The 17,185-nt window shown below is 36.2% G+C and carries 19 protein-coding genes; 10 read left to right on the forward strand and 9 right to left on the reverse strand.

The features are described from left to right. Positions 1-153 precede the first annotated feature (153 nt). From lepA to CDOMC_RS08010, 10 genes are all read left to right on the forward strand, one after another. A complete protein-coding gene (lepA, locus tag CDOMC_RS07965) occupies positions 154-1,944 on the forward strand; it encodes a translation elongation factor 4 (RefSeq protein ID WP_172129180.1) in 1,791 nt (596 codons plus the stop codon). Between the two features lie 74 nt (positions 1,945-2,018). After that, a complete protein-coding gene (locus CDOMC_RS07970) occupies positions 2,019-2,735 on the forward strand; it encodes a hypothetical protein (RefSeq protein ID WP_172129181.1) in 717 nt (238 codons plus the stop codon). A gap of 9 nt (positions 2,736-2,744) precedes the next feature. Further along, a complete protein-coding gene (locus tag CDOMC_RS07975; protein ID WP_172129182.1) occupies positions 2,745-3,296 on the forward strand; it encodes a YajG family lipoprotein in 552 nt (183 codons plus the stop codon). After that, the gene (locus tag CDOMC_RS07980) at positions 3,297-3,869 is read left to right on the forward strand and encodes a ComF family protein (RefSeq protein WP_172129183.1); all 573 of its coding nucleotides are present in this window, start codon (positions 3,297-3,299) and stop codon (positions 3,867-3,869) included. A 60-nt stretch (positions 3,870-3,929) separates the two neighbouring features. After that, on the forward strand, positions 3,930-6,557 hold the full coding sequence (gene gyrA, locus CDOMC_RS07985; RefSeq protein WP_172129185.1) for a DNA gyrase subunit A: 2,628 nt from the start codon (positions 3,930-3,932) through the stop codon (positions 6,555-6,557). Positions 6,558-6,602: 45 nt separating this feature from the next. Next, complete coding sequence (locus tag CDOMC_RS07990) at positions 6,603-7,097, forward strand: LPP20 family lipoprotein (protein ID WP_172129187.1); 495 nt, start codon at positions 6,603-6,605, stop codon at positions 7,095-7,097. Further along, positions 7,073-7,486, forward strand: coding sequence for a hypothetical protein (locus CDOMC_RS07995; protein ID WP_172129189.1), 414 nt, complete (start codon positions 7,073-7,075; stop codon positions 7,484-7,486). Before CDOMC_RS07990 ends, CDOMC_RS07995 begins: the two co-directional genes overlap by 25 nt. A 2-nt stretch (positions 7,487-7,488) precedes the next feature. Next, on the forward strand, positions 7,489-8,793 hold the full coding sequence (locus CDOMC_RS08000) for a sigma-54-dependent transcriptional regulator (protein WP_172129191.1): 1,305 nt from the start codon (positions 7,489-7,491) through the stop codon (positions 8,791-8,793). Further along, the gene (locus CDOMC_RS08005; protein ID WP_172129192.1) at positions 8,790-9,815 is read left to right on the forward strand and encodes an aspartate-semialdehyde dehydrogenase; all 1,026 of its coding nucleotides are present in this window, start codon (positions 8,790-8,792) and stop codon (positions 9,813-9,815) included. Before CDOMC_RS08000 ends, CDOMC_RS08005 begins: the two co-directional genes overlap by 4 nt. A 135-nt stretch (positions 9,816-9,950) precedes the next feature. Continuing rightward, positions 9,951-10,457, forward strand: coding sequence for a YqhA family protein (locus CDOMC_RS08010; protein ID WP_169973317.1), 507 nt, complete (start codon positions 9,951-9,953; stop codon positions 10,455-10,457). Positions 10,458-10,469: 12 nt separating this feature from the next. Here the strand turns inward: CDOMC_RS08010 and CDOMC_RS08015 are convergent, their stop codons facing one another. The 9 genes from CDOMC_RS08015 to CDOMC_RS08055 form a co-directional block, all read right to left on the reverse strand. Continuing rightward, positions 10,470-11,093, reverse strand: coding sequence for an energy-coupling factor ABC transporter ATP-binding protein (locus tag CDOMC_RS08015; protein ID WP_172129194.1), 624 nt, complete (start codon positions 11,091-11,093; stop codon positions 10,470-10,472). 2 nt (positions 11,094-11,095) lie between these two features. Further along, on the reverse strand, positions 11,096-11,749 hold the full coding sequence (locus CDOMC_RS08020; protein ID WP_218975673.1) for an energy-coupling factor transporter transmembrane component T: 654 nt from the start codon (positions 11,747-11,749) through the stop codon (positions 11,096-11,098). Then, positions 11,746-12,327: a cobalt transporter CbiM gene (gene cbiM, locus CDOMC_RS08025; protein ID WP_172129198.1), complete on the reverse strand. Its 582-nt coding sequence runs from the start codon at positions 12,325-12,327 to the stop codon at positions 11,746-11,748. Before cbiM ends, CDOMC_RS08020 begins: the two co-directional genes overlap by 4 nt. 3 nt (positions 12,328-12,330) lie before the next feature. After that, positions 12,331-12,753, reverse strand: coding sequence for a hypothetical protein (locus tag CDOMC_RS08030; protein ID WP_172129200.1), 423 nt, complete (start codon positions 12,751-12,753; stop codon positions 12,331-12,333). Further along, positions 12,753-13,469, reverse strand: coding sequence for a DUF4198 domain-containing protein (locus CDOMC_RS08035; RefSeq protein WP_172129202.1), 717 nt, complete (start codon positions 13,467-13,469; stop codon positions 12,753-12,755). Before CDOMC_RS08035 ends, CDOMC_RS08030 begins: the two co-directional genes overlap by 1 nt. 159 nt (positions 13,470-13,628) lie before the next feature. Continuing rightward, positions 13,629-14,558, reverse strand: coding sequence for a ribose-phosphate pyrophosphokinase (locus CDOMC_RS08040; RefSeq protein WP_172129204.1), 930 nt, complete (start codon positions 14,556-14,558; stop codon positions 13,629-13,631). A 65-nt stretch (positions 14,559-14,623) separates the two neighbouring features. After that, positions 14,624-15,418, reverse strand: a complete 795-nt coding sequence (locus CDOMC_RS08045) for an energy transducer TonB (protein WP_172129206.1) — start codon at positions 15,416-15,418, stop codon at positions 14,624-14,626. A 78-nt stretch (positions 15,419-15,496) separates the two neighbouring features. Further along, complete coding sequence (gene mnmA / locus CDOMC_RS08050) at positions 15,497-16,510, reverse strand: tRNA 2-thiouridine(34) synthase MnmA (RefSeq protein WP_172129208.1); 1,014 nt, start codon at positions 16,508-16,510, stop codon at positions 15,497-15,499. A 52-nt stretch (positions 16,511-16,562) separates the two neighbouring features. Continuing rightward, on the reverse strand, positions 16,563-17,153 hold the full coding sequence (locus CDOMC_RS08055; protein ID WP_172129210.1) for a TIGR00730 family Rossman fold protein: 591 nt from the start codon (positions 17,151-17,153) through the stop codon (positions 16,563-16,565). Between the last annotated feature and the right edge of the window lie 32 nt (positions 17,154-17,185).

A 17,185-nucleotide genomic window follows, 5' to 3' on the forward strand; every position in this document is an offset into this window, starting at 1 on the left:
AGCCTAAAAAACTTTATCGCAGGAAATTATATCTTATAAAAACTAAATGTTAAATTCTAATTCTTACATAGCCATCAAAAGAGTATCGGTAGCTTTTTACAATAATTTAACGAAAATTTTTATATAATCGGCTAAATTTTAGTTAGGAATTTTATGAAAAATATCAGAAATTTTAGCATCATCGCCCACATCGACCACGGCAAAAGCACCCTTGCAGACCGCTTGATCCAAGAGTGCGGAGCAGTAAGCGACCGCGAGATGAGCAGCCAGATAATGGACACGATGGATATCGAAAAAGAGCGTGGTATCACGATAAAAGCTCAAAGCGTAAGGCTTGAGTATAGCTTAAACGGCGAAAAATTTATCCTAAACCTAATCGACACTCCGGGCCACGTCGACTTTAGCTACGAAGTAAGCAGAAGCCTTGCAAGTTGCGAAGGAGCGCTGCTTGTGGTTGATGCAAGCCAAGGAGTCGAGGCTCAAACGATAGCAAACGTCTACATCGCACTTGAAAACAACCTTGAAATCATCCCCGTGATAAATAAAATCGACCTTCCCGCAGCCGATCCAGAGCGTGTAAAAAACGAGATAGAGCACGTTATCGGGCTTGACTGCTCAAATGCTATCGAAGTAAGCGCAAAGAGCGGCATAGGTATAAAAGAGCTTGTTGAAGCGATCATCACGCGTGTTCCACCACCTCACGGAGAGCTAAAAAGTCCGCTTAAGACGCTGATTTATGATAGCTGGTTTGACAACTACCTTGGTGCGCTGGCTCTTGTGCGCGTGTATGACGGCGAGTTAGCGAAAAACGACGAAATTTTGGTTATGGGCACAGGCAAGAAGCATATCGTGCTTGATCTCATGTATCCAAACCCGATAGCACCGATTAAGACAAGCAAGCTAAGTGCTGGCGAAGTAGGTATCGTAGTTCTTGGACTTAAAAACGTAAGCGACGTGCAAGTTGGCGACACGATAACGCTTGCTAAAAATCCGCTCAAAGAGCCGGTTGGTGGCTTTGAAAGGGCAAAGCCATTTGTATTTGCGGGGCTTTATCCGATAGAAACGGACAAATTTGAAGATCTGCGCGATGCGCTTGATAAACTCAAGCTAAACGATAGCTCGATAAGCTATGAGCCTGAGACTTCAGTCGCTCTTGGATTTGGCTTTCGCGTTGGATTTTTGGGACTGCTTCACATGGAAGTTATCAAAGAGCGCTTAGAGCGTGAATTTGATCTTGACTTAATCGCAACCGCGCCAACCGTGACATACGAAGTCATCCAAACGGACGGGCAAATTTTAGCTATCCAAAACCCAAGTCAGCTTCCGCCTGTAAATAAAATCGAAGTGATAAAAGAGCCATATGTGCGCTCAACTATCATCACACCGACTGAATTTTTAGGCAACATTATCACGCTTCTAAATAACCGCAGAGCGATCCAGACCAAGATGGACTACATCACTCCAGAGCGCGTGCTGCTTGAATACGACATACCGATGAATGAGATCGTGATGGACTTTTACGATAAGCTAAAATCAAGCACAAAAGGCTACGCGAGCTTTGATTATGAGCCTAGCGAGTACCGCGAAGGAGATCTGGTAAAGCTTGATATCAAGGTTGCCGGCGAAACGGTTGATGCGCTCTCTATCATCGTGCCTGAAAGCAAGGCGCAAAGCAAGGGTCGCGACTTCGTAAAAGCGATGAAGGAGATAGTGCCAATGCAGCTCTTTGAAGTGGCTATCCAAGCAAGTATCGGAAATAAAATCATAGCGCGCGAGACGGTTAAATCAATGGGCAAAAACGTCACAGCCAAGTGCTACGGCGGCGATATAACGCGTAAAAGAAAGTTGCTTGAAAAGCAAAAAGAGGGTAAAAAGAGGATGAAGGCTATAGGCAAGGTAAATTTACCGCAAGAGGCGTTTTTAAGCGTGCTTAAGATAGATTAAGGCTTAAATTCGGGCAAAATTTCGCAGGCGGAATAAAATTTGCTTTGATTAATATAAAATTTTAAGGATATAGGATGAAATTTAAGACGATTTTTTTGATGATAGCGGCGGCTTTTTTATTTTTAGGTTGCTCTTCCAAGACAAGCGACGGACCTGTTTTAACCAGTAACATCTCTAGCTCATCTTCAAGCGATGCTAAATTTCACTTCGAAGAGGTTATGAAGATACCAGCGGATTGCAGTTCTTGCAGTGGATCAGGCAAAGAAATTGCGATAAATGGCACAAGATATAAAAGTGATGTAGCAATAAACTGCTGTTTGAAAAAAAATATGATAGACACTAAAGTAGGACTTAAAAAAGTATATATACACAGAATTACCGATGAAAGAAATGGTCCAGAAGCCATAAAATACATAAGAAGAGATGGTAGCATAGTATTTTTTAATTCAAACCCTAGATTGGAAGTGCTTTTTTATATGTTTTTAAAGCAAGAGCTTCTATCAAGAGGAATTGTTGTAACTGACGATCAAACTTCGCCATATACATATAGACTCGATTTTTCTTTTAATGAACTAAAAGGTGTGTATAGCAGAAATAACGAACAACTAAAATCACAACTATTTGGCGTGCTAAAAATAAAAAATATCAACTATAATAGAATCAAAAATATATCAACAAACCAAGACGTAAGAAAGCTTGCAGTAAGCAGGACAGGACAGTTTGACATCTACGTATCCTTGCTGGTAAAACAAGCAGCCAACAAGGTCGCGGAAGAAATTTCAAAACTGTAAGGTAAATTTATGAAAAAATATATCCTATCCATCTTGATCGCCTTTGCTTTTTTAGGCTGTTCTCAAAGAAGTGATGTACTAAATTTAAGCCCATATCAATCAAATTCAAACAACCTAAGACTCAATAGACAGATCCATATAAATAGCGTAACAGATATGCGCCAAAACAAAAGCGTAATAGCTACAATTACCGATTCAAAGGGAAGCGTCAGCGAGTATATCACACTTCAAAACGATATTAAAGCTTGGCTACAAGACGGCATCACAAACGAGCTAGTAAGGCTTGGCGGAAATGTGAGTAATTTTTCAAACGATTTAATAGTAGATATAGAAATAGTTGAACTCAAGGCCAATTTAAGCGGATATAGCAGTGATAATCTAAAAGGTACCGCCAAACTCACTCTTACAATAAAAAAAGGAGAGACTACCATTACAAAAAACGTAGCTCAAAGCCAGACAAAATTCGCACCTATTCATACAAGCGGAGCTTTTGATAAATTTTTAAATGAGCTTTTAAACGATATTGTAAAAAGAGCTGCTATTCAAATTCTAAAAAGCTAGATGCGTTGCGTTAATTGTGGAAATTTTAGCCTAAAAATAGTCTGCAAAACTTGTGCTAATCATCTTAAAAACTCATCTTTAAGAACTAGAATTTTAGAAGACGGGTTTAAAATTTACAGTTTTTTTGATTATTCTGAAATTAAAAATTTGCTCTCTTCAAAACATAAATTTCACGGAAATTTCATCTATAAATTTTTAGCAAATTTAAGCTTTAAACAGTTTGCTAAAGAGTTTAAATTTGGCTCTTTTATAAATGCAGTTGCAATAGATGATAGAGTTAAATCTGACTATTCTCACACGGCAATTTTAGCAAAAGCTCTTAAAAATAATGAGATAAAGCCACTTTATGCCAGCCTACATGCAACCTCAAATATAACTTATGCAGGAAAAGATTTAGCCTATCGCCTAAAAAATCCAAGAAATTTAAAAATCAACAAAAAGCCCGAATTTCCAGTTATCCTAGTAGATGACATAATAACCACAGGCACAACAATTTTAGAAGCCAAAAACACACTTGAAAAAGCTGGAGTTCAAGTACTATTCGCACTAGTATTAGCCGATGCAAAGTATTAGTATTTAGCAAGTTTTTATCAAATTTTAGTTAGAATCTAGCAGTTATTTTTAAGGATAAAAATGGAAAATATATTTGAAGCAAATCAAGATATCGAAGTAGTTGATATTGAAGATTCGATAAAGACTAGCTATCTTGACTACTCTATGAGCGTTATTATCGGACGTGCATTGCCAGATGCAAGAGACGGGTTAAAGCCTGTTCACAGAAGAATTTTATACGCTATGAACGATCTTGGAGTAGGATCAAGAAGTCCCTATAAGAAATCGGCTCGTATAGTCGGTGACGTAATAGGTAAGTACCACCCGCATGGAGATACGGCAGTATATGATGCGCTTGTTAGAATGGCTCAAAGCTTCTCTATGCGTTATCCGACTGTCGACGGACAAGGAAACTTTGGCTCAGTTGACGGAGATGGCGCTGCTGCGATGCGTTATACAGAAGCCAGGATGACCACTTTAGCCGAAGAGCTTTTAAGAGATATCGATAAAGACACAGTTGATTTTATTCCCAACTACGATGACAGCACTACAGAGCCTGATGTTTTACCTAGCCGTGTTCCAAATTTACTTTTAAACGGCTCAAGCGGTATAGCCGTAGGTATGGCCACAAACATCCCTCCGCATAGCCTTGATGAACTTATAGATGGACTACTGCTTGTTCTTGATAATAAAAATGCCACTCTTGAAGAGGTGATGCAGTATATAAAAGGTCCAGATTTCCCTACTGGCGGTATAATATTTGGCAAAAAAGGCATAATAGAAGCTTATAAAACAGGCAGAGGACGCGTAAAAATAAGGGCTAAAACCCATATAGAAAAAAAACCAAATAAAGATGTAATAGTCATAGACGAGCTTCCTTATCAAGCAAATAAAGCACGTCTAATAGAGCAGATCGCAGACCTTGTGAAAGATAAGCAGATAGAAGGTATTAGCGAAGTTAGAGATGAGAGTGATAGAGAAGGAATCCGAGTAGTAATCGAGCTCAAACGTGACGCAATGAGCGATATAGTGCTAAACAATCTATTTAAATCCACAACGATGGAAAGCACCTTTGGCGTTATAATGCTTGCGATAAACAACAAAGAGCCTAAGGTATTTAGCCTGATCGAGCTTTTAAAGCTATTTCTAAACCACAGAAAAACAGTCATAATTAGACGCACAATATTTGAACTACAAAAGGCTCGAGCAAGAGCTCATATTTTAGAGGGCTTAAAAATAGCTCTCGATAATATTGATGAGGTTATAGAGCTTATTAAAAATAGTGCCGATACAGCTACGGCAAGAGATGGGCTAATGTCTCAATTTGGCCTTTCAGAACTTCAATCAAATGCGATTTTGGATATGAGGCTAAGCAAGCTTACAGGGCTAGAGCGTGAGAAACTGGATAATGAGCTAAAAGAGCTAATTGCAGAGATAGCAAGACTGGATGAAATTTTAAAAAGCGAAACACTTCTTGAAAAACTTATCAAAGATGAGCTTTTAGATCTTAAGAATAAATTCAAGGTTCCAAGAGTTACAGAGATAGTAGATGACTACGATGATATCGATATCGAAGATCTAATCCCTAATGAAAACATGGTCGTAACCATCACTCACAGAGGATACATAAAACGCGTGCCAAGCAAGCAGTATGAGAAACAAAAACGCGGTGGCAAGGGCAAAGTGGCCGTAACGACTTACGATGATGACTTTATCGAGAGCTTCTTTACTTCAAATACTCATGATACGCTGATGTTTGTGACTGATCGTGGACAGCTATACTGGCTAAAAGTTTATAAAATTCCTGAGGGAAGTCGCACAGCCAAAGGCAAAGCTGTAGTAAATCTAATCCAACTTCAGCCTGACGAGAAAATCAAAGCGATCATTCCCACAACAGACTTCGCAGAGAATAAATCACTTGCCTTCTTTACTAAAAATGGTATCGTAAAACGCACAAATTTAAGTGAATTTAAAAACATACGTTCAATAGGAGTTAAAGCTATAAGCCTGGATGAAAATGACGAGCTAGTAACTGCACTGATAGTAGAAAGTGATGAAAACGAAATAATACCTCCGGTTCTAGACGATGATTCAAATTTTGAGGCAGTAGAGCCAATTGAAATTCAAGATGAAATTGACGGTAGCGAAGCTTTAGAAGAAGAGACAGATAGCACAGCTCAAGGCAAGATGTTATTTATAGTTACCAAGAAAGGAATGTGCCTTAAATTTAATGTATCTAAAGTTCGCCAGATGGGAAGAACCGCTCGCGGCGTAACTGGTATTAAATTTAAAGAACCAGCAGATGAAGTCGTAGGCGCAGCGGTAATCGAGCATAACGAACAAGAGGTACTTAGCATATCTCAAAAGGGTATCGGTAAGCGTACAACTGCTGATGAGTATCGATTAACAAACCGTGGAGGCAAGGGCGTAATATGCATGAAGCTTACAAATAGAACAGGCGATCTAATAGGCGTAGTGATGGTTGATGAAGAGATGGATCTAATGGCTCTTACATCAAGCGGAAAGATGATAAGAGTCGATATGCAAACTATCAGAAAAGCCGGACGCAACACAAGCGGTGTTATAGTAGTAAATGTAGATGGGGACGAGGTTGTAAGTGTAGCAAGATGCCCTAAAGCAGAAGAAGATGGCACAGATCAGGATCTAAACACCGATGGCGGAGATGATAGTGCTAGTATTTTGGAATAAATGTTGCTTATTATATATAAAATTTAGATTTTAAAAGGTTGTAAAATGAAGAGTTTGTATGTTGCATTGCTTGGTTTATCTATTATTATCATGAGCGGATGCTCCAGTAAAAACAACGATATAAGTGCGGCTAGTCAAAATATTGTTGTCCAAAAAGTAGATAAAGACGATATTAGATACGTTATGAAACAAGAGAAAATGATATACGATGCAGAACCTGCAGAAGCCACATTTAGTGCCGTAGGCGAAGGCATAGCCCCTCTTAATACCGTATCACACGCTCAATCTCTTGCGCTTGCTAAACGTGCAGCTATTGCGGACGCGCACAGACAGCTTGCAGAAAAGCTTTATGGAGTTAAAATCAATTCAAGAGACACTGTAAGAGATGCGATGCTAAAAGATTCAACTATAACAGCCCAAGTAAGCGGCCTTATCAAAAACGCTTCCATAGTTGAGCAAGATTTCAAAGACGGCTTATACCGCGTTAGAATGGAACTTAGACTAGATCAAAACAAGTGGCAAGAAATTTTTGCATATTAATACTATTTGTCATTAATCTTTTTAGCTCAGAAGAATTTATTCTCTGGGCTAAATTTTCTACACAAAATCATAAAATAAGTTATGAAAATTTTTACATCTCAAAAGCTATTGTATTAACCGGACTTGAAGATGAATTTTTATGCGAAATAGAAGAGATCAAAGATAAATCACAAGATGCTCTTGGCTACTTAAATTTGCATAGAGAAAAGCTGTTTGAATGCTTTATTTCTCATAAATTTAAGGTACAAGATCATCAAAAAATATATCAAACGCCAAAAGGCATAAACATACACACAACAACCGATCTAACCTTGCTTCCGATTCGATTTACAATTAAATTTAAGCCAAATTCTGCTATTATCGGCGTATTTAACGACAAGAAAGAGTAGTGATGAACATAGTCATCGTCGAAGACGATATCAATATGAGAAAATCCCTTGAAATCGCACTTGGTGAATATGAAGAGCTAAAAATCAAAAGCTATAAAAGCGCAATCGAAGCTCTAAAAAAAATGAGTGACGATACGGATTTAATTATAACAGATATCAATATGCCCGGCATGGATGGACTTGAGTTCATTAAGACTCTTGATGGTAAATTTGACATCATTATAATGACAGGAAACGCTACTTTAAATAAGGCTATAGAGAGTGTCAGGTTAGGAGTAAAGGACTTTTTAACCAAGCCTTTTGATGTTGAGACGCTTTATGAAGCAATTAAAAGAGTTAAAATTTTAAAAGAAAAGATACCTGCTAATTTCAAAAAACAAAACAATAAAAATTTAGAAACAAAAAATGATTTTTTTGCCACATCGCCAGCCCTTCAAAAATCCCTTGATATGGCAAAAAAAGCCGCAATGACAGATGTAAGCATAATGTTAACTGGAGAAAGTGGAGTTGGCAAAGAGCTATTTGCAAATTTCATTCATAAAAATTCTCCTCGCAAAGACAAGCCATTTGTGGCTCTAAATATGGCGGCAATTCCAGAAAATTTGATAGAGAGTGAACTATTTGGCTTTGAAAAAGGGGCTTTTACCGATGCACAAGCTCAAAAAAAGGGTCAGTTCGAGATAGCTGACGGCGGCACTTTGTTTTTAGACGAGATAGGAGAGATGCCAGTAAATTTGCAGCCAAAACTTTTAAGAGTAATTCAAGAGCGTGAAATAACGAGACTTGGAGCTACAAAAAGCACTAAAATAGATGTCAGAATATTATGTGCCACAAATGCAAATTTACAAAATTCGATAAAAGATGGAAAATTTAGAGAGGATCTTTTTTATAGACTAAATACAATTCCTATTTTAATCCCGCCTCTAAGAGATCGAAAAGAAGAAATTTTACCGATTGCAAAAAGAGTGCTTGAAAACTCCTGCCTTGAATTTGGTTTTGAAAGCAAACAATTTTCAAAAGAAGCTGAAACAGAGCTTGAAGAATATGAATTCCCGGGAAATATAAGAGAGCTAATATCAGTAGTTCAGCGAGCGGCTATTATGAGCGAAGGTGCTAAAATTTCTGCGCAAGATTTATTTTTAGAAGCCAGAAAGAAAAAGGATACGAGCGAAATTCAAAAGGAAATTTTGCAAGATATTATTAAAAGTGTTAACGGAAATCTAAAAGAGGCATGTGAAATTTTGGATATAAGCGAAGATAAGTTAAAAACAAAACTACAAAAATACAACATAAAGGTTGGAATATGAGAAAATTTAATGTAGCTGTAGTTGGTGCAACAGGCGCTGTGGGAGAGGAATTGTTTCGAATAATGGAGGAGTTTGACTTCCCAGTAAATGAGCTTTTGCCGCTAGCAAGTGCGAAAAGTGCGGGCACAAAAATAGAATTTAAAGGCAAAGAGCATAAAGTAGTAGAGCTAACTGAAAAAGTTTTTGAAGAGCGCGACATAGATATCGCTTTTTTTAGTGCCGGAGGTTCTGTATCGGCCAAATTTGCACACTTTGCGGCAGAAAGCGGAGCTGTAGTTATAGATAACACAAGCCACTTTAGAATGGAGCTAGATATCCCATTGGTAGTTCCAGAATGCAATCCAGAGGATATTAATCTATGGCAAAAGCGCGGAATCATCGCTAATCCAAACTGTTCAACCATACAAATGGTGCAAATTTTAAAACCTCTTGACGACGCATACGGAATAAACCGTGTGGACGTAAGCACTTATCAGGCTGCAAGCGGTGCCGGTAAAGAAGGCATGGAAGAGCTTGTCTATCAGCTTCAAAAATTCTTTGAATTTAAGCTTGATGAGTGTGAGCCAAAGATATTTGCACATCAACTTGCATTTAACGTAATCCCTCATATTGACGTATTTTTAGACAACGATTACACAAAAGAAGAGATGAAGATGGTCAACGAGACTCAAAAAATTCTTCATAAAAAGATGGAAGTAAGCGCAACCTGTGTGCGTGTGCCTGTGCTTAGAAGCCATTCTGAAGCTATAACAATTCACTTTGATAAAGATATAGATGCAGCTGCGGCTCGTGAAATTTTACGTAAGGCCCCAAGCATAGTCGTGATAGATGAGCCTAGCGAGAAAAAATATCCTATGCCGTCTATCTCAAGCGATACGAACGAAACATATGTAGGCAGAATTCGCAAAGACACATATAGAAACAACGTGCTTCATTTGTGGTGTTCTGCCGATCAAATCCGCGTAGGTGCAGCGACAAATGCGGTAAGAATAGCGCAAAAGTGGATTGAACTACAAGACTAACTATAAATTTAGCCGTAAAATCATATATAAATTTTACGGCTACTACTTAATATTATGATTTATTTTTCTAATTATTTTTTGCAAATTCAGCCAAAATATTATAGAATGTCGGCTCTTAAATTTTAAGGAGATTTTATGCTAAAGAGTATATTTGGAAGGCTAATGTGGTCAAGCAGAATTTTTGCCATATTGCCTGTGATATTTTGTCTGCTTGGGGCTATAGTGCTGTTTATTATTGCAAGTTACGATATTTTTGTTATCTTTGGAGATATTTACGCCTACTTTTTTAAAGGGCATCATCCTGAGAGCTTTCACTCGGATGTCGTAGGAGTCATAGTAGGAGCGATAGATCTTTATTTGATGGCGTTAGTGCTTTTTATATTTAGCTTTGGAATTTACGAGCTTTTTATCGGTGAAATCGAACATATGAAAGACTCAAGACACTCTAGCGTGCTTGAAGTGCATTCGCTAGATCAGCTAAAAGATAAGCTGGCAAAAGTAATAGTAATGGTTTTAATCGTAAATTTTTTCCAAAGAGTCTTGCATGCAAATTTCAACACACCTCTTGAAATGGCGTATCTAGCAGTGTCTATTCTAGCTCTTTGTTTGGGGCTTTATTTCCTACATAAAGGCGAACATTGATTTAAAGGGCTCTTAGCTCTTTAAATCACTTACCAATCCATTTTTAAATAACTCATAGCTAATCGTATCTTTATCAAAAATATCTCTTTTGTGATGAGTTATAATCACAAATGCTCTATTTTTTTCCTTTAAAGTTTTTAAAACAAGCTCACTTTTATAACTATCAAGCTCATTAAATGGCTCATCAAAAAGATATACATCGGCATCTCTTACTAAAGCTCCGGCTATTGCCACAAGTCTCTTTTCGCCGCCCGAGAGATTGTAGATAGAGCGATCCTTAAGGTGTGAAATTTCAAATTTTTCTAAAATTTCAGTAGCATGATTTTGAGCTATTTTAGCATTCACTCCTTCAACTAAAAGCGAAAAAGCTACATCTTCAATTACGCTTGGGGCTATAAATTGATCGTTGCTATTTTGAAAAAGATATGAAATTTTTAAATTTTCTTTTACTATGATCTGCCCGCTTGTAGCACTATTAAGAGATGCCAAAATAGATAAAAATGTGCTTTTGCCAACTCCATTTGCACCATAAATTAAAATTTTAGAATTCTTTTTGATATCTAAATTTATATTTTCAAAAACAGTTTTTCCATCAAATCCAAAGGATAAATTTTGCACTTCTATTATATTTTCCATCTCTATCCTACAAATTTATAAATCCTAAAACTAGCCGCGATCAAGGTCAAAATCAAAAGCGAAATTTCGCTTAAATTTGCTCTTTGCATATCCAAAAAACTTATATATCCGTTATATCCCCTAACTCTCATAGCAGAGTAGATTTCAAAAGACCTATCAAATCCATTAACTATAATCTTTCCAATCAAATTAGCATAGGCCCTATATGTAAAAATAGAAAAATTTACCTTTACTCCGCGCACTTTTAGAGTATTTGGTATTTTAGAAATTTGATTTAAAAGCTCTTCAAATAGTTTGCTGTTTATAATCATCACCGCTAGTAATTTTTGCGGAATTTTTATAGAATAAAGAGCTTTAATTAAGAAGTATTGATTCCTGCATAAAAATAGACTAAGAACTAGAAAAAGTATTAAATTTGTCCTTATAAAAACTACCTTTGCACTAAAAAAATCTTCATTTAAAATATATGAAAGAACAATAAAAAACAAAAAAACATTAAGCGTTAAAAGCCAGGTTAAAACTTTAAATTTTCTCTCCGCAAACAACAAAAACGCAAACAATGGAATTAAAAAATCAAGAGGATAGAATTCGCTAGCCGAAAGCAAAAAAATATCATAAATTAAAACTATAAAAAGATAGCAAACCGGCTTATTCATAAGAAGTTTGGTCTATATCTCATAATAAATTTAAGTGCCATAAGAGAAATTAAGCCCTCTATTATCATAAGTGGCAGATTAAATAAAAATATCATATATACCGCGTAATCAAGATGCACACTATTTAAAATCAAAACTCCAACCAATAGTAAAACACTAAAAAACACAGGCAAAAATCCGCCAACAAAAGAGACAAAATTTAGATTGGTTGTTATCTTAGGTTTTAAAAAATACCACAGTAAAACCGCCGGACCAGCTATTATAAGAGTATTTACGCCAAGCACTCCTATACCGCCAAATCCATAAAGTAAGGCCTGAAAAAAAAGAGCTATAAATATGGCTAAAAATCCGCTCACGCCACCTATGGCGCCTATAAGACCACTAAAAAGTAGATGAACACTAGTTGGACCCACCGGAATATGGACAAAAGAGCCTATGAAGAATAAAGATGTAAGCATGGCGACTTTTGGTATCTCTTGAGAATTCATTTTGTATAGAGCATATGCGCTGATTGCGCCAGATACAACCCAGCCAGCTACCAAAATTTCGCTATTTAAAATTCCTTCTGATATGTGCAAATTTCATACTTTTCTTGATTTAATAATCGCAATGATACCAAAAATCCCAAAGATTATGCCTATCGCGCTTAAAATTCCAAGATATTTTTGATAAACAGGCTCTTTGTATCCGCTTAGGCTACCTTCATCTACATTTAAACTAAATTCTTTATCGTGGCTTCCATGATCGCTACTTGCACTGATTTTTACTCTGTATTCTCCGCTTCTAGGCGGTAAAAATGCGAAATTGCCACCGCTATCAAGTTTAGATGTCAAAAGAGGTATAGCCGACTCACTCTCATATATAACTATACTTGCGTAAGCGGCCGGAATTTTTTCTGTAAAATTTGCGTTTATTATTACGGCTTTGTCCTCGTGAACGCTATAAAAGAGTCCATGAGAGAACAAGGCCGAGAGAAATAGTGAAAGAAGGAGTGGGATTCTCACTATTTAACCTCAAATGATATTGAGCTTTGGATAAGTAGCCTTTCGGCTTTTGGGTCTGTAAATATAGGCTCTGCACTCTTTGCTGCAATAATATTTAGACCCTTCTCTTTAATAGGAATTAGTGCAATGCCAAATTTATTAGTGACTGTTTTAAGATCATCTTTCGCGGTTTCAAATCCAGCACCCTCAAGAGGTTTGCCATCTTTTAAAACCAAAACAGGCAAAGACTCTCCGACTTTTACTTCTAAAGGATTTTTTAACGCTATAACTTCTAGTTTTAGTCCTATAGGATTTAAAAATTTCTCATTCCAAGAAAAATATGTTTTACCAATTTTTATGCTCTTAATAGCGTCAAACACGATGCCTTTAGTCTTTACTTTATCTCCTACTATATAGCCATCGTCAGTCTGCACCCAGTAGTTTGCATCAAAAAACATAGTTATTATTGCCGGAGCTTTTTCTGTCAATACTTCAGGAGCTTTTTTAACATCATTATAATTATAAGCTATGCCGGTTTTGATACGATTTAAATTCTCATCATAAGCCTTTGCTCCCAAAAGTTGTTCTGAAGAATAGGATTCAAATTTGTCATGAGCCCAAAATTTTACCTCAAATTTATTTTTACCTACGCTATTGGCAATAACCTGATGAGCCTGAGCGGACATCGTAAGTCCGATAATAAAAACGGCGGTGCTAAATAATATTTTCTTAAACATAGTATTCCTTTAGTAATAAATTTCTATATTTAGTATTATATAATTAGGATATTTAAATCTATATAAAAAAATATATTATTTTAAAACAACAGATTATTTTGAGTAATATAGAAATATTGTAAGTTTAGTTGACGAATTTATAATTCGCCAACTAAAATTTTATAAAAATAGAGAATTTACACTTTCGTTGTGGTATACGCGTCTTATTACTTCACCGAAAATAGGAGCTACGCTTAGCACTTTTATCTTTTCATGCTGCTCTTTTAAAGGTATGGTATCGGTTACCACAAGCTCATCTAATGCGTCGCTTTTTAATCTATCGTATGCGGGCCCGCTTAAAACCGCATGAGTACAACATGCCATTACGCTTGTAGCGCCCTTTTCTTTAAATACCTCTGCAGCCTTTATTATAGTGCCAGCGGTATCTATCATATCATCTACCAAGATTACATCTTTGCCGGCAACATCGCCTATTACATTCATTACTTCGCTCTCATTTGCTTTTTCACGGCGTTTGTCTACGATTACTATATCAAGACCAAGTGTTTTAGCCACGCTTCTGGCACGCGCTACTCCGCCTATATCAGGGCTTGCGATGATTGGATTTTTCAAATTTTTATTTTTTATGTACTCATTAAATATTATCGAACCATAAAGATTATCCACTGGAATATCGAAAAATCCTTGAATTTGCCCGGCATGAAGGTCAATTGTAACAACACGATCTATACCTGCAACTTGAATCATATTTGCTACAAGTTTCGCTGTAATTGGCACTCTAGGAGCCGCCTTTCTGTCTTGCCTTGCATATCCAAAATATGGAATTACAGCCGTTATGGAGCTTGCGGAACTTCTTTTTAAGGCATCAGTTAGTATTAAAAGCTCCATCAAATTTACATTAGCTGGAGCGCAAGTAGGCTGGATCACAAATATATCCTTGCCACGCACGCTTTCACCTATTTGCACGCTTATTTCGCCATCGCTAAAACGTTTTATCGAAGCCTCGCTTAGCGGAAGAGAAAGATATTGCGATATTTTTTTAGAGAATTCAACATTTGCCGTACCGGAAAAAATTTTATAACCTCTCATAAGATTTTGCCTTTGTGTTTTTTAGGATGAGTCATTTTACCAAAACGAACCTAAATTTAAATATCCTATTTTAGTATAAATTTAAGGCTTAGTTTTATGTTCATATCTTCATCAAGCCTTACAAACTCGCTTCTAGCATCCCTTACAGCCTTTAACGCAGCCTCGTCTAATGATACTCTTGATGAGCTTTTTGATATTTTGAGATCTCTTACTTCTCCATCTTTTATAAGCCTGAATTCTATCTCACTGACGCCTTGTTGTCTTAGCTTGCGTGCTTTTTCTGGATAGCGCTTATGCTTTTCTATAGCCGATTTTATCAAAGTAAGTTTTTTGGCAATATCATTTTTATTTGGCTTTCCTAAATTTAAACCAGATATACCGCCTGCATTTAAATTCGTATTTAAATTTTGAGCAGTAGATGATGCGGAAGTTGTCAAATTTGACTCTAAATTTGTATGGCTTGTGACTATGTTTTCAATACTTTTTTTCTTAACCTCTTTTTTGGGCTTAGGCTGTCTTTTTGGCTTAGGTTTTTTAGGCTTCTCTTTTATTTTTGGATTAATCTCTTTTATTATAGGCTTTGGCTCTTCAATTATAGGTTCTGGCTTAATTATTTCTTCTGATATAGGCTCGATTTCGTTAGTTGCGGGTATTAAATTTTCTTGATTTGCCAGCTTGGCATCAGGACTTGAATCTGCTTTTAAAGAGATATTTATTAAATTTAGATCAATTTTTATAGACTTTTCAGGAGTCGTATCAAAATTTTTAAGTAAATTTATTAAAGCGTATCCGCCTGAAATATAGATGGAAAGTGCAACAAAAAATGCAATGACAGTAGAGTGAGAAAAAATCTTATCCATCCAAATTCACAATCCTTCGTAGTTTCGGATGAATTTTAGGATTTATTTACTTAAAATATATAAATTTATATTTATTAATTAAACTATAAATCCGCTTCCTATAACAAAATCGCCCCTGTAAAAAACTGCGAGTTGTCCGCTGGCAACTCCATAAGCGCTCTGCTTTAAGCTTATCTTGGCGCTATCGCCTTCTATGGCGAAATGAGCTTTAAGTGATATGCTTCGGTATCTTACTTTGACTTCACAATCAAATTCACTCTCATCCACAAACATGTTTAATTCTTTTACTAGGACTTCGCTCTTTTCAAGCTCGCTTTTAGTACCCACAACTATCTGGTTTTTTGCAGCATCAATAGATAAAACAAAATGCGGTTCGTGTGCACCAAATACTTCAAAACCTCGTCTTTTACCTATGGTATAGTGCATATATCCGCTATGTTTGCCTATGACTTTACCTGAGGCATCTACCACGTCTCCTGGCAAATTTGTATCATAATGCTTTTTTAGAATGTCGATGTATGTGGTATCTACAAAGCAAATTTCGCTACTTTCAGCCTGCTCGCCAAATTCTTTAAAGTCAGGTAAATTTTTAGCCATCTCTTTGATATCGCTCTTCATCTTGTCTCCAAGAGGAAATATCATATCGGCTAAAACTTCTTTTGGAACTTGTGCAATAAAGTAGCTCTGATCCTTATTCAGATCCCTTGCTGTCTTTATTAATCCGTTTTCAATTTGTACATAGTGTCCCGTAGCTAGCTTTTGACATCCTATACTTTTAGCAAATTTCAAAAGCTCACCAAATTTTATAAATTTATTACACAAAGCGCAAGGATTTGGAGTTTTACCCTCTTTGTAAGTATCTATAAAAGGCGAATATACATATTTATTAAATTTTTCTTCAAGGTCTAAAATATGCATCTTAATACCCAAGAAATCACATACTTTCTCTACTTTTTCTATGTTTTTTTCGTGATATCCGGGTTTTTTGTGCAGTTTCATATAGCAACCCACGATCTCATGCCCCTGCTCTTTTAACATCTTAGCACTCATCGTAGAATCCACTCCGCCACTCATAGCTATTAAAATTTTCATATCTTCCTTTTTGAAATACTTTGGATAATTTATCTAATTTAATAAAATATCATTAAATTTTTAAAATCTCTTCCGAAATTTTTTTAAGATCATCGGATATTTCATAGATGTTTAGATCCTCTTTGCTGATAGATTTTTCATTTATTAAAGTGGTTTTTATAAAGTCATCCAATTTACTCCAAAATTCACTTCCTATGAGATAAATTTTAGATTTTTTTCTACCAATTTGAGCTAATACTAAAATTTCAAACAGCTCATCTAAGGTTCCAAAGCCTCCCGGAAATACCAAAAATGCCTTTGAGCGCTCTATAAGAGCAAATTTGCGTGCATTTAAATTTGAAAATACAAATTTATCAGTAGCGTATGAATTTGTAACTTGTTCAAAAGGAAGCACAATATTTAGCCCTATAGAAGGACTTTTGCCGCTATCATAAGCGCCTTTATTCGCAGCTTCCATTATGCCACCCCCACCTCCGCTTATTACAGCAAAGCCCTCATTAGCCAGCATAAAAGCCAGCTCGTATGCCATTTTGCAATATTTATTATCAGGCTCAAATCTAGCAGAGCCAAAAAAGGTAACACTAGGATTTTTATATGCCAAAAAATCTCTAAATTTGCTTAAATCATTTAAAATTTCTTCCATCAAATCTCTTTAATTTTCTTGTTTTAAAAACG

The organism is Campylobacter sp. RM16192 (genome assembly GCF_004803855.2).
In the GTDB taxonomy this organism is placed as follows: Bacteria; Campylobacterota; Campylobacteria; order Campylobacterales; family Campylobacteraceae; genus Campylobacter_A.

Excerpts from the sequence above, each read along its gene's own strand:
- CDOMC_RS07980 (WP_172129183.1), top strand. The coding sequence starts at position 3,297 with ATGCGTTGCGTTAATTGTGGAAATTTTAGCCTAAAAATAGTCTGCAAA.
- CDOMC_RS08040 (WP_172129204.1), bottom strand. The coding sequence starts at position 14,558 with ATGAGAGGTTATAAAATTTTTTCCGGTACGGCAAATGTTGAATTCTCT.
- CDOMC_RS08000 (WP_172129191.1), top strand. The coding sequence starts at position 7,489 with ATGAACATAGTCATCGTCGAAGACGATATCAATATGAGAAAATCCCTT.
- CDOMC_RS08020 (WP_218975673.1), bottom strand. The coding sequence starts at position 11,749 with ATGAATAAGCCGGTTTGCTATCTTTTTATAGTTTTAATTTATGATATT.
- mnmA (WP_172129208.1), bottom strand. The coding sequence starts at position 16,510 with ATGAAAATTTTAATAGCTATGAGTGGCGGAGTGGATTCTACGATGAGT.
- gyrA (WP_172129185.1), top strand. The coding sequence starts at position 3,930 with ATGGAAAATATATTTGAAGCAAATCAAGATATCGAAGTAGTTGATATT.
- CDOMC_RS08010 (WP_169973317.1), top strand. The coding sequence starts at position 9,951 with ATGCTAAAGAGTATATTTGGAAGGCTAATGTGGTCAAGCAGAATTTTT.
- CDOMC_RS08015 (WP_172129194.1), bottom strand. The coding sequence starts at position 11,093 with ATGGAAAATATAATAGAAGTGCAAAATTTATCCTTTGGATTTGATGGA.
- CDOMC_RS07990 (WP_172129187.1), top strand. The coding sequence starts at position 6,603 with ATGAAGAGTTTGTATGTTGCATTGCTTGGTTTATCTATTATTATCATG.
- CDOMC_RS08035 (WP_172129202.1), bottom strand. The coding sequence starts at position 13,469 with ATGTTTAAGAAAATATTATTTAGCACCGCCGTTTTTATTATCGGACTT.
- lepA (WP_172129180.1), top strand. The coding sequence starts at position 154 with ATGAAAAATATCAGAAATTTTAGCATCATCGCCCACATCGACCACGGC.
- CDOMC_RS08005 (WP_172129192.1), top strand. The coding sequence starts at position 8,790 with ATGAGAAAATTTAATGTAGCTGTAGTTGGTGCAACAGGCGCTGTGGGA.
- CDOMC_RS07975 (WP_172129182.1), top strand. The coding sequence starts at position 2,745 with ATGAAAAAATATATCCTATCCATCTTGATCGCCTTTGCTTTTTTAGGC.
- CDOMC_RS07970 (WP_172129181.1), top strand. The coding sequence starts at position 2,019 with ATGAAATTTAAGACGATTTTTTTGATGATAGCGGCGGCTTTTTTATTT.
- CDOMC_RS08055 (WP_172129210.1), bottom strand. The coding sequence starts at position 17,153 with ATGGAAGAAATTTTAAATGATTTAAGCAAATTTAGAGATTTTTTGGCA.
- CDOMC_RS08045 (WP_172129206.1), bottom strand. The coding sequence starts at position 15,418 with ATGGATAAGATTTTTTCTCACTCTACTGTCATTGCATTTTTTGTTGCA.